This is a genomic window from Chitinophaga hostae (assembly GCF_018224885.1).
In the GTDB taxonomy this organism is placed as follows: Bacteria; Bacteroidota; Bacteroidia; order Chitinophagales; family Chitinophagaceae; genus Chitinophaga; species Chitinophaga hostae.
Genome location: NZ_JAGTXB010000015.1, coordinates 40349 through 53596, shown reverse-complemented (window position 1 = coordinate 53596; position 13248 = coordinate 40349). Strand labels below are relative to the sequence as shown.

Genomic DNA, 13248 nt, shown 5'->3' with positions numbered 1-13248 from the left:
AATTTACCAGCCGGCATTTTGTACCAGGTTGGGGTTTACAATCAGGTTGTTTTCTTTGATCGGCCAGAAATAATCTCTTGGAGCAATAAAGGTTTGATTATACAACAGCACTTTTGTATTGTACTCGGCAAAACTTTTTGTTGCAACGTTCCAGCCGTATATAGGTTGATTCAGCATGCTGGCGGCCTTCTTCCACCGTCTTAAATCCCAGAAACGGCTGCCTTCAAATGCCATTTCAATTAAACGTTCCTGGTGTATGATATCCCTTAACCCTGATTGATTGGCAAACTTTCCCGGGTTTGTGGAGAAGTTGGTCCATGAACGCTCTACTGTTTGCAAACCTGCTCTTGCCCTGATCTTGTTAAGATAGACCAGCGGCGTTGACAGATCGCCTGATTCGTTTAATGCTTCGGCGTAAAGCAGGTAAAGATCTCCCAGTCTCATTATTGGCCATGGATAATTTTCTGTGGTCGTTCCTCCGGCTACTACCAGGTTCCAGTTGATCAGTTTTTTTGTATAGTAACCTGTTACGGAATAGTAAAGGGTTTGTTTCCTTCCGGACGTTTGTTCCAGCTTACTCTGGATCTTAAACAGGCCATTCTGCATAAACAACTTTGATCCGTCGAACGCCATATCCGCATAAAAGCGGGGTTCCCTGTCAAAATGCAGTCCTACGGTGGAGTATCCGCTTTGCAGCCCTTTATCATCAGCGGTAGTGGCCCTCAGATTATAGCGGTTAGCATAATCCCAGGTAACATCTTCATTAATAGGTACGCCATTTCTGGTATAGAACAATTCGGCCATTTTTAAAGTAGGCGCCAGTTGCCCTCTTAAACCGTTGTTAAAATTATTGGGGTCGAAATTCGGAGAGGCTGTCATTTGTATAGCCCTTGTTGACGCAGTGCTGCCAAGTATTAACTCCTTGTTCCATTTTTCACATACTGTATTCCTGATGGTCATTTCCAGTTTTGTATCCTCATCCATATCCTGGAACGTTGGAATAAATTTATACAAAGCAACGCCGGCGGCTTCTGCGGCATCAATAGCTGCTTTACAGGCAGCAGCGGCCCGTTTCCATTTATTTACATCATAGGCGGCGTTGAACAATAATTTTCCGTCCTTATTCTTCAAACCATTGAAATCGGCATTCCCATTGAACAACGGGCTGGCAGCGGTTACCAGCAACCTGGCCTTAATAGCCAGTGCCGCCGGTTTGGTAACGCGGCCGAGTTCCGTGCTTAAGCTGGTAATTTTATCCGGCAGTCCGGTAGTTGTTCCTGCCGCAGCTTCATCCAATAAATTTGAAATGTAATTTGCTACAGAGTCAACCGGTTGCCTGCTTACCTTTACTTCCTCTGCCGACGCGGAAATGGGCAGGTTCTTATCAACAATGGGAATAGGGCCATACATCCTGAACAGGTACCAATGCAAATAAGCTTTCAGAAACTTGGCTTCAGCTACCCACCGCTCTTTCATATAAGGCTCCAAATCGATTGGCTTATCAATATTTTCCAGGAAAATATTGCAGTTACGAATCCCCTGCCATAAGGACCGTCCGCCAAATCCATCCCAGTAATTCATGCCCGGGCTTACTTTATTCTGAAAACCGCGTGCAATATTAAATGGATCTAAAGAGGCGTAATCGCTGGCCTGAACCGGCCAGTACACCCAAAATTCATCTCCTGTATTGATGCCGGGGTTAAAATCAGGATTGGCATCATTGGGTAAAGCATTGTAACAGGTGAACAAAAACTTTTCTGCCTCATTGCGATTAGCGAAAGCATTATCAAGGGTAGCTACATTATCCGGAACGATATCCAGGAAACTTTTTTTACAGGATGGTATTACAATCATCAATACCATAGCTGATAAAATAAGATAAGCAGTAGTATATAGTTTCATCTCGTTTTCTTATTTAAATTTAGAACTGAACGTTAACCCCAAAATTGAACACCCTTTGCACGGGATAACCTAGCCCGTTATCGCCCTGTTCAGGATCCCATAGTTTGAAGCTGCTGTTAACAAACAAATTGGTGCCATTGGCATAAGCCCTGAGGGAGTTAATGCCAAGTCTTTTGATTGATTTCCCTGAAAGATTATAGCCCAGTTCTACGGTTTTTAATCTCAGGAAGGAACCATTTCGCATCCACCAGTTAGAAACCTGTGTATTGTTAGTATTGATGTTGGAGCTTAGCCGTGGCCAAAATGCGGTCATGTTCCTGTTATCCTCCGACCAGTAGTCGTCAGCTATGGCTTTTAGTAGCCCGTTCTGCAGATTACCCTGATCACCGCCCATAACAAATGGTGTAATTTTGGCGGGGTCAATCCAGAATGAAGAGCGGGCCGATCCCTGGAAGAAGCCGCTTATGTCAAAATTTTTATACCCTACCGACAGGCCGAATCCATATACAATTTCAGGTGTCTTAGGTAATCCCAGCGGAACGATATCCAGTGAGCTGATCTGTCCATCACCATTGATATCCCTGTATTTGATATCTCCGCCTCTGACTTCGCCAAAATTCTGCCTCGGAGAATTTTTTACTTCTTCATCGTCAACAAATAATCTTTCAGCTATGTAACCATAATTCTGACCAAGCGAATTACCAACTTTATAGAGGTAGGAGAGGTCTTTGCCGTAATCCGGTTCTTCATTAACCAGCAGCTTACTGGTGGCATAAGTAAATGTTCCCCTTCCCTGAATCCATATATCTCCCAGCGTTCTGCTGTAATCCATGGTAACATCCACACCTTTTGATTCCGCCTCACCTACGTTGGCCTGTATATTAGTAGCAAGTCCCATCGTACTTGGAATGTAGCTCCTCGACATCAGGATGTTGCTCCGGTGTTGCCTGTAAGCTTCCACCACCAGGTTTAAATCATTAAATAAGCTCAGGTCCATCCCGATATTTACGGTTTTCGCTTTCTCCCAGGTAATTTTTTCATTCGGATACCTGGAGATCGAAACACCTGGCCTGGAGTAGGTATAATCAGTGCCGAAGTTGCCTACGTTACCGCCTTGTAAATTGACATTGGCCAGGTAGAAGAAACGATCTTTAGGGTCTCCGATCTCATCATTACCAATTAAACCATAGGTAGCCCTGAGCTTCAGCCGGGAGATCGCAGGTTTCAGTGCGTCAAAAAAATGCTCGTTGGATACATTCCACGCCACGCCTACCGATGGAAAGAATCCGTAGCGCTGTGTTTCAGCAAAACGCTCTGAACCATTATACCCAAAGTTTGCTTCAAAAAGATACCTGTTATCATAAGCGTAGGTAAACCTGCCTGAAAGTCCGCGGTTTCTGAAAGGGAGAGAAGATTGAAGATCCTCAGCATTCCCATTCAGGTAATTACGCAATATGGTAATCAGTAAGCCCCCTATAGCATGCTTTTCGTTGAATGTTCTGCTGTAGTTTAGCCCTGCCTCCATATAGGTAGCCGTGTTAACGGTTTTCTTACCCGGCGCATAATTCAGGTACTCTGTGGCAGTTAGTTCATTTAGCAGCGATAAACTGTAATCCTGTCCTTTTGAATCTATTGGATTCGCTGAATAAAAGAAGGGATTATATTTTCTGCTCAGATCGAAGTAAGAATACCTTTGCGTATAACCCATAACACGGCCGGTAAGGCCCTCGGTGATAAAATTAAAGTCCTGCTTTATTTCAAGCTGTACATTTAATGTGGAGGTGTTATACTGTTGAAAACCGGAAACCATATTGGCATAGGGGTTATTGTAGAAAACCTGCGATGCGCCTTCACCTCTTATCGCTGAATTTCCGAATAAAGGATGCTTTATGTTAGGTAATGCTGAGGAGGGATAAGTGGCCGGGAATAATACAGGATTGGAAGATATTGCCTGGGAAAAAATACCAGCGCCGCCGCCTATTGGCCCGTGATAATCGTCGAAAGTGCCGGAGGTTCTGACAATACCTTCGGTGGTTGGTGTCAGTTTAACATTCACATTGGAGCGTATCTGGTAACTCTTCAATTTGATATTGTTATCATACTTATTCAGGGCTTCACTTTTTAACACCCCATTATCGATGTTATAAGTGCCGGCAATATAATACTGGGCAACTTTACCTCCTCCGCTCATGTTCATGTTAAACCGCTGGTTTAAGGTGTTGTCCTTTATCAGTAATTTCATCCAGTTATTATTAGGGTATAACAATGGATTGGCGCCTGCGGCTGTGCGGTCAATCTTGGTTTGTGAATAAGGCAATGCGCCTAATGAGTTCCGGGTTAACACCGCTTCATTTGCCATCTTCATGTAGGTGATATTGTCTGCCAGCTGGAAATTCCGCGTATTTGAAGAAACAGAATTTTCTGCCCTGAAGTTAAATTTGGGTTTACCATCTTTACCGGATTTGGTAGTGACCAGCACCACGCCATTTGCCCCCCTGGCGCCATATAAGGATGATGCGGAGGCATCTTTCAACACCGAAAAACCGGAAATATCATCTGGTTGCAATCTCGCAAGATCGGTGGGAGTAGATTCCATCCCATCTATCAGTATTAAAGGATTTATTTTTCCTGATCCGAAAGAAGTAATTCCCCTGATAAAAAATTGTGCGTTATCCTGCCCTGGTTCTCCGCTTCGCTGGTAGGCTACTATGCCGGCTAAACGACCGGCCAGCATGGTGGTTAGGTTACTGGTAGGTCCTTTCAATTCCTTGGGATTAATGGTGGTAATAGAACTCACCATACTTTCCTTCTTTTGTTGCCCATAGGCCACCACCACTACGTCCCGTCCCTGCGATATCGCCTGTTTCAATACAATGTTGACGGGTTCTTTTCCTTTCACCTTTATTTCCTGGGTTTCCATTCCTATAAATGAAATGATGAGCGTGGCATCCTCCGCTACTTTTTTAAGCACAAAAACGCCTTCCGCATTTGTGGCCGTCGAGTTCACGCTGCCTTTTACCCTCACTGTTGCGCCGGCCAGGGGAGCGCCGTTTTCATCCACCACTTTCCCGGTGATATCTGCCGGCAGCGGCAAATCAGCAACAGGCGCGCCGGTTTCCGGTGCAGCCGTTTTTGGACTGATTACAATGTAATCATCGAACACCTTGTACGTCAGTTGCTGATGCTGAAATACCTGGTCAAGAATCCTGGTAAGTGAATTGTCTTTTACATTTATTGTTACCGGCCCGGCGCCTTTTACCAGTTCCTTTCCATAAATGAAGCTAACATTGCTTTGCTTTTTGATGTCAGCCAATACTTTTTCGAGCGACCTGTTTTTTACAGACAGGGTGATCGTTTGGCCATCTGATCGGGCGGCCGCCTGAAGACAGGCGACCAGCATAAATACGGCAGTAAATTTCATAATTCTTTGAATTTTAATGCCCCTCTTAGTACCTGGTAATGGGATATGGGGGGGTGAAAGCAAAAAATGTTTTGCTCTGCTCGAAATGGCAGTGAATTGCATACTTTTGTGCTGTTTGGTTAATAAATTCGGTTAAGCGTTTTATTTAATTAAACCTGCCAGAGGTGGTTCCAACACTTCTGGCATTTTTTTTCAGACTGTGATTACCATTTTGTCACTGTTACTTTATTTCCGTTGATTACGAACTTGACTTGTTTGGTCATTTCAAGAAGCTCCAGCACTTTTGAGATAGGCAGATCTCTCGTTATATCCGCCACAAATGTTTCTGTTATTTTGTCTTTATATATTACGTCTATGTTATACCATCTTGATAGCTGTGCTGTGATATTTTCAATACTGCTGCCGTCAAATCGGAAACGGCCTTCTTTCCAGGCCATCACCTCGTCCATGTTTTGCAGTTCCTGTGTTGTGAGCTTGGGGTTTTGTGAGCTGAATGTGGCTTGCTGTCCCGGTTTAATTACAATTGAATTCCCGGTATTATTCCCGCTTAAAACGTTGGCGGACGCCTGTACTCTCAAACTGCCTTCGAGTAAGGTGGTTTGAATAACGTCCCCGTTGAAGGAGTTAATATTGAAATGTGTGCCCAGCACTTCTACTACCTGCTTACCGCTTTTGACCTTGAAACACTGCTGCGCGTTGTGGGCCACTTCGAAGTATACCTGGCCGGTAGTTTCCACTATTCGCGCTGTGCCCGGGAATGAAGTCGGAAAGCGGATGGACGAAAGTGCATCCAGCCACACGTCGCTTCCGTCGGATAATTGCAAACGAAATGTTCTTCCTTTTCCAGTGGCAATTGTATTGTAGACTACTTCCCCGCCGGACGTTCTATCAGCGGAAGCATATGTTATGGAGCTGTCTTTTTTCACTGCCTTTGGCATTCCCGGCAGTGATACCGTGCCGTTCGAAACATCATCTAATGCTTTTTGAGTACCGTCGGAGAGGGTAAGCATTACCTGTTGTTTCGCAGGGAGAATATCATTCTTAAAACGGGGCGATGGTAAAGCTGATGTATGATGTTTATTTGCTGTGTTGAAAAAGAGGAAACGGGCGCCCGCTGTTAGCACGCATATAATGGTGGCGGCAGCCCACCATCCGGCTGTTTTTTGGAAGAAGGTGCTACGGCGCTGCAGTCCATCAGTTGTCCTGATCTGCTGAAGCAGTTTTGCTTCCATGGCCTGTTCCAGCTGTTCCTTTTCTCCATCACTCCATTCCCATTCACCTGTGTTCACAAGAAGGGCATACCATTGTTCCACTATTTCCTTCTCTTCAGGGGAACTTTTACCGGTACGATATTTTTCCAAAAGGGCCTTTACCTGTCCTATATCCATTTTCAGGTGATTTAATAGCTTTATTATTGTCCGCTGATAAAAGCACGGGGGGTATAAGAGGTAATAATTTTTTTTCTGACTGTTTTTTCAAAAGAAGATTAAACAAGTTGTAACATGCATGTGCCTGCAAATGATTGATATTTGAAAGGAAGGATATGCGCGGGGAGGCGTAGAGGCTGGTGGTTTTAACTTTCCGGTAAATCCAACTGCAAAAAAAAATGATTTATTTTACCGTTAACAGGTTAATTAATTTTTTTTATATTCGCGTCGTTTCATTCTTTCGCCACGTTATGCCTTACCACTCTTTATGGCAATAGTTACGCTTTATACTGACGATACGCTTCTTAAAATGATGAGCAATGATAATGAGGAGGCATTTAGTCTGCTCTATCGCCGCTATTGGCAGGGATTGTTTGTTACTGCAGCGAAGGCCTTACGTGGTAAAGACGAAGCAGAAGACGTGGTTCAGGAGGTTTTTCTTTCTTTATGGAACAGGAGAAGAGAATTGCAAATTGAAAGTTCACTGGCTGGCTATCTTCAAACCAGCGTGCGTTATAAAGCCATTCATTATATAGAGAAGCATATCACCCGCCGGGATTATCTGAGCACCATTGCCGATGTTGAGATAAATGCCATATCCGCTACAGCAGAGATACAACTACAACTGAAAGAACTGCAACTGGCCATCAGGCATGCTATTGAAAAGATGCCCCCGAGAATGCAGGAAGTTTATCAGATGAGTCGCCATGAGCATCTGACCCATAAGGAAATAGCGCAAAGACTGGCTATATCTGAAGAGACCGTGAAAAAGCAGGTTCAATACGCATTACGGCTTATTAAAAGAGCCTTGAGGTATCATCATTCAACATTATTTATCCTGATTCCTTACATTTTTCTTTCCCAATGATTTTATTTTAGAAACCCTCGCGTGTTGCTTTTGGGTGACCAGCCTGTAAAAACATATCATATATGACTATATTTGATATGTATGAACATGATATTGCCTGGTGTTTTTGAATGAACGAGCAGGATGTGACATCTCACTAAAACAATTGATTAGCGATAATTTATGCTTCAATACTGCATTTGGGCAATGGTTTGTTATTTCTGATATTTATACATCCCGCACCCTTGTTCATCATTGATGAACTGTGAAAAAGTTGCTATTCTTGATAAATAATCATATGTTTGAACATATTAGCTGAGCATTTTTATAAAAAAAATGGAAGGTTAACACATGCAAACAGGAATTGATGTTGGCGAAAGTCCTGTTTGCAGAGGTGCGATAGATATGAATATCTACCGGTAATCTTTCCATTATTCATACGCTCAGCAATATTATTAATCAGATGTTGGAGGAATATCTTACAATTCCTACTGGCATCGCTATGCTGATGAATATTTTTCACCTGTTGGTTGAGTAATAAGTGCAAAGCTACCGGGGGAAGGATATAAAATCTGTGTGAAAGCGACCCGCTGATATTAAAGGACAGCTATCGTGTCGTTTTCGATGTATCGTCATTAAATTACTTCATGTGAAGAGAATTCTATTCCTGATTATCGCGTTTCTTTTTTCCGGTATTTCATTTTCGCAGGCAATTAAAGAACCAGTGGATTATGTAGATCCGTTTATGGGCACCTCTAATTCGCGGTGGATGCTGGGTCCTTATGCCACCATGCCATTTGGAATGATACAGTTAGGCCCCGACAACCAGGGTTCAAATCAGGGATACAACTGGATGGCCGGATACGAATATGCCATCAACAGCGTAGACGGTTTTAGTCATCTGCACGCCTGGACAATGGCCGGGCTGCGTATTATGCCGGCAACGGCGGATTTGGTTTTTACCAACTCATCCACCGATGCCCCATATAAAGGTGCAAATGCGGGATATCATTCGCGGATTTTAAAGGAGACCGAGAAAGCGTCTCCTGGCAGCTATTTCGTTTATTTATACGACCACGAGGTGCAGGCGGATATGGCCGTAACAACCAGGTGCGGATTACAACGATATACTTTTCCGGAGAAGAAGGAATCCAGGATATTGATTGATTTACTATTCCCGGCAGAATATGATTTTACTATTAAGGATGCAAGGATCACAAAGGTATCGGATACAGAGATAGAAGGGTATGCAATATCTGCCACGGGCGGATTTAATGATTATAAATTATGCTTTGTATTGCAGTTTAGCAAGCCTTTCCAAAGCATGAATACCTGGATCGATGATAAACTGAAACGGAATAGTAACGATGTAACCGGTAAAGGACATATTGGCGCCTTTGTTTCCTATACTACGAAAAAGGGCGAGGAAATTTATGTACGCTCAGGCGTTTCACTTGTTAGTATTGAACAGGCCCGGCTGAACCTGAAAACAGAAATGGAGCCGTTTGGTTGGAACCTGGAAGCGGTGCAGAAAAATGCACGGGATACCTGGAATAAATTACTTTCAACCATAGCGGTAAAAGGTGGAACAGAGGAAGATAAAAAGAAGTTCTATACCAATTTGTATCGTGTATTCGCAGCGAAGCAAACCTGGAATGATGTAAACGGGAAGTATGTGGACGCAGCCGAAAATATTCAATCAGTAAAATACTGCAAAAACATCTACGGAGGCGACGCATTCTGGAATACTTACTGGAACTCCAATGCTGTTTTAAGCCTTATTGCTCCTGATGTTATGGAAAATTGGGCGGGCACCCAACTGGAAATGTATGAGCACACCGGCTGGACATGCAAAGGCCCTGCAGGGATAGAATACTCCGGTATCATGGAAGGCTCGCATGAGATAGCGCTGATGGTGGCTGCATTTCAAAAGGGAATCATCAAAAGAAAAGACGTTGGTTTAAAACTTTACGAGGCAGCAAGATATATGATGACACATGAAGGAAAGGCGGTTGCCGGTGGCTGGGCTGGTAATCCACAACTAAACGACTATATGAAATTTGGTTATGTTCCCTATGAACGGGGTAAAACCAATAAAGCCCTGGATTATTCCTTTGATGATTATTGCCTGGCGCAATTGGCAAATGCCCTGGGTAAAAAAGATGACTATCGCTATTTTACCAACCGCTCACGCAATTACAAAAATGTATTCCATCCGCAACTGAAATTTGTTGTTCCCAAAAATGCAGCCGGGCAATGGATGCCTGACTATGACGAGTTCTCCAACAATTCATTTGTGGAGGGCAACGGATGGGAGTATTCGTTTTATGTGCCTCACGATGTTGACGGACTGGTTAAATTAATGGGCAAAGATCTTTTTAATAAACGCCTGGACAACGGGTTTGAAAAATCAGTTGCATACAAATTTGCTGCACACGCACTGGATAGAACCACCGGTGAGCGGGCTGAATTTTATATTAACCAGGGGAACGAAATAAATATGCAGGCGGCATTTTTATTTAATTATTCCGGAAAGCCATGGTTAACACAAAAATGGTCAAGATCCATCCTGGATATTTTCTATGGCTCTACACCGTACGCCGCCTGGGAGGGAGATGAAGATGAAGGCCAAATGGGGGCATGGTTTGTAATGAGTGCAATGGGACTTTTTGAAATGGACGGAGGTTGTGCTGTTGACCCTGTAATGGACATCAGCAGCCCGCTGTTTGAAGAAGCTACCCTTCATTTCAATCATGATTATTACAGCGGCAAAGAATTTAAAATAGAAGCCCATAACAATTCAAAGAAGAATATTTATATCCAGTCGGCCACGCTCAACGGGAAACCGCTAATGCAGGCGAAAATTCGCTTTAAGGATATTGTTCGTGGTGGAAAACTGGTGCTTGAAATGGGAGAGGAGCCAAATATAAATTGGGGTACCGCAGAGACGAGGAACGCCAATGATTAGCATAGACCCGGCCCGGTTAGAAAAACTGAGTTTATCTAAATGCTAAAAATAGGACAAGATTTGCCGGCATGCTGTTGATAATCCGGATTTTGAACCAGTATGCCGTTGCCAATATCTATTGGTTTTGCGGCAACAGAAAAGGAGAATTCTTCCGAACAAATGATTTGCTGATGATTACTTCTGAAGCGCTTTTGATCTTCCAATAAATCTGGTTGCGTGGAAAAAATGATTTATTTACCGTTAATATACTAATTGATTTTTTTTATATTCGCGTCGTTTTATCCTTTCGCTACGTTATGCCTTACTACTCTTTATGGCAATAGTTACGCTTGATACTGGCGATACGCTCACATCCCTTCTTATATTTATTGTTGTTTAAAATCGAACAGATGAACCAGGTATTAATGCTAAGAAAGCTTCGAGTGTTATTTGTTACTTTTCTTTTTCCTTTACAGGTATTTTCCCAAAGTATCTATACTCCGCCATATAAGAATACCTGGACGAAGGCGCCAAAGAATATTCCTGCACGCTTTTCAACAGACGCGCCATTGATGGGAAATGGAGATGTGTTGACCACCTTCGGTTATCAACAGGATAATCTACGTTTCTATATTTCAAAAAATGATTTTGGCAGATGGGTCTCCAGATATGGCTATGGAGAAAAGGAATTTGGCATAGCAGGAAGCAGATTGGTGGCGTACTTTGATATTAGTCTTCATAGTGAGGAGAAGCAATCAAAGAATGGAGATGCACGGAATGCAGGCGATATCGGCTTTTCGGCCAGCCAGGATATCTGGAATGGTCAAACGAGGACCCTGATCGGCGGGAATATTTCGGTTACCTCATGGGTTTGCGCCACACAAAACCTGATCTTTATACAGGTGGATGCGCTGAAAAATGATGCTGAAATTTCGGTGAATCTTTCTGCACCCGGGAATGAAATGGCCAGGCTTTCGAAAGGGGAGCAGAATAGTATAGTTTGGCAAACACGTTCATTTGCAGATAGTGTAGATATTCCAGCGTCAGCAGCCGTTGCCGTAAAAGCGATGAATTATGATATGCCTTCGAAAACGCTTATAAAAAAAGGGAAACCTTTACTCCTGGCTCTTGCTGTGGAAAGTAATTTTAAGCAGAAGGAAGCGCTCGCATATGTTAAAAATAGGGTGGGAACCATAACTCCAAAGAATATGTCCTCTTTTCTTCAATCGCATAATGCATGGTGGAGGCAATACTGGCAGAAATCGAATGTGCGTTTGGATGATCCGGCAATAATGAAGAGTTATTACCAGGGCCTGTATACAATGGGGGCCTGCAGCAGGGACTTGAATTTTCCTCCCGGTATTTTTGGATGGATTTCCCACGACAGCCCTTTCTGGAATAATGATTACCACCTGAACTACAATTTCGAAGCGCCCTTTTATGCCTTATACGGCGCCAACCGCCTGGAGCAGGCATTGCCCTATGACGCTCCTATTCTTGCTTTTATGCCAAGAGGCAAATGGTATGCAGAGAATGTAACTCATACGGGAGGTGTACTATATCCTGTAGGCATTGGCCCCATGGGTATCGAGATAACCAGGCAGGTAGATACATTTTATACCCACCTCCATCCCGAAGGCATTGAAAAAGGTGGTATGTTTTGGCAACAACGATCTAATGCTGCCTATGCACTGCTTAACCTGGGGCAATATTGGTATAGTACCTATGATACCAGTTATGCGAGGAAAATTTTCCCTTATGTGTTATCGGTAACCAGGTTTTGGGAGGATTATTTGAAATTTGAAGATGGCAGGTATGTTATCCACGATGACGCTATACATGAGGGTTCCGGTCATAACCTTAATCCAATATTGTCGTTAGGGTTGGTACGATATGTTTTTAACCTGGCAATTGACATCAGCCGTGATGCACACCTCAATAAAAGCGAAGTGGAGAAATGGAACAACATACTGAGCCACATTAGCCCATTCCCGTTGCAAACGAGGAACGGCAAAGAAGTATTTCGATATACAGAAAAAGGGCTGGATTGGTATCCCGACAACGGATTAGGTATTCAACATATCTATCCCGCCAATGCTATTACGTTGGATAGCGACACGGCCTTGCTATCCGTAGCCAGGAATACAATTGGAGAAATGAAACGATGGAGAGATATGAATACCAGTAGTAGTTTCTTCATGGCTGCCATCAGGATTGGGTATTGTGCAGATACGATCTACAACAAATTACATGATTTTATTGCCAACACATATCCCAATGGATTTATTAAGAATAATGTACATGGAATAGAAAACGCGTGTGTTGTAGCAAATGCTGTTGATGAAATGATGTGTATGAGTGTAGGAAATACTGTTCGGTTATTCCCCTCACTGCCAGCAGGCATTGATGCCTCGTTTAACAGGCTGAGAGCCTATGGTGCATTTTTGATTTCAGCAAAAAGAAAAACAGGGATTATAACCGATGTAGAAATTATTAGTGAGAAGGGACGGCCTTTGACAATGTTAAATCCTTGGGGTAATAAAAGGGTAAAATTATTAAGGAAGGGGAAATCAGCTGAAATAATCTACGGCGAACGGTTTACAATTGCTACTAAAGTAAATGAAATAATCCGGATAGTGCCTGAATAGCATGTGGCTATATTATCCATTTTTTTCAGCAGATAATCCATCAAAACAAAGCGTTA

Annotated in this window: 6 protein-coding genes; 3 read left to right on the top strand and 3 right to left on the bottom strand. The window is 43.1% G+C overall.

Annotated features, from left to right (window positions below):
- Positions 1-3: 3 nt before the first annotated feature.
- The 3 genes from KE626_RS24550 to KE626_RS24540 all read right to left on the bottom strand — a co-directional run bounded on the left by KE626_RS24550 (position 4) and on the right by KE626_RS24540 (position 6711).
- Entirely contained in the window at positions 4-1902 is a 1899-nt protein-coding gene (locus KE626_RS24550; RefSeq protein ID WP_211975660.1) for a RagB/SusD family nutrient uptake outer membrane protein, read from the bottom strand.
- A 19-nt stretch (positions 1903-1921) separates the two neighbouring features.
- The gene (locus KE626_RS24545; RefSeq protein WP_249207672.1) at positions 1922-5323 is read right to left on the bottom strand and encodes a TonB-dependent receptor; all 3402 of its coding nucleotides are present in this window, start codon (positions 5321-5323) and stop codon (positions 1922-1924) included.
- A gap of 203 nt (positions 5324-5526) precedes the next feature.
- Entirely contained in the window at positions 5527-6711 is a 1185-nt protein-coding gene (locus KE626_RS24540; protein ID WP_211975659.1) for a FecR family protein, read from the bottom strand.
- 307 nt (positions 6712-7018) lie between these two features.
- Between KE626_RS24540 and KE626_RS24535 the strand changes: the two genes are divergently transcribed.
- The 3 genes from KE626_RS24535 to KE626_RS24525 all read left to right on the top strand — a co-directional run bounded on the left by KE626_RS24535 (position 7019) and on the right by KE626_RS24525 (position 13192).
- Entirely contained in the window at positions 7019-7618 is a 600-nt protein-coding gene (locus KE626_RS24535; RefSeq protein ID WP_211975658.1) for an RNA polymerase sigma-70 factor, read from the top strand.
- A 628-nt stretch (positions 7619-8246) separates the two neighbouring features.
- Entirely contained in the window at positions 8247-10565 is a 2319-nt protein-coding gene (locus tag KE626_RS24530) for a GH92 family glycosyl hydrolase (protein ID WP_211975657.1), read from the top strand.
- Between the two features lie 389 nt (positions 10566-10954).
- A complete protein-coding gene (locus KE626_RS24525) occupies positions 10955-13192 on the top strand; it encodes a glycosyl hydrolase family 95 catalytic domain-containing protein (protein ID WP_211975656.1) in 2238 nt (745 codons plus the stop codon).
- Positions 13193-13248: the final 56 nt, after the last annotated feature.

Excerpts from the sequence above, each read along its gene's own strand:
- KE626_RS24525 (WP_211975656.1), top strand. The coding sequence starts at position 10,955 with ATGAACCAGGTATTAATGCTAAGAAAGCTTCGAGTGTTATTTGTTACT.
- KE626_RS24535 (WP_211975658.1), top strand. The coding sequence starts at position 7,019 with ATGGCAATAGTTACGCTTTATACTGACGATACGCTTCTTAAAATGATG.
- KE626_RS24550 (WP_211975660.1), bottom strand. The coding sequence starts at position 1,902 with ATGAAACTATATACTACTGCTTATCTTATTTTATCAGCTATGGTATTG.
- KE626_RS24545 (WP_249207672.1), bottom strand. The coding sequence starts at position 5,323 with ATGAAATTTACTGCCGTATTTATGCTGGTCGCCTGTCTTCAGGCGGCC.
- KE626_RS24540 (WP_211975659.1), bottom strand. The coding sequence starts at position 6,711 with ATGGATATAGGACAGGTAAAGGCCCTTTTGGAAAAATATCGTACCGGT.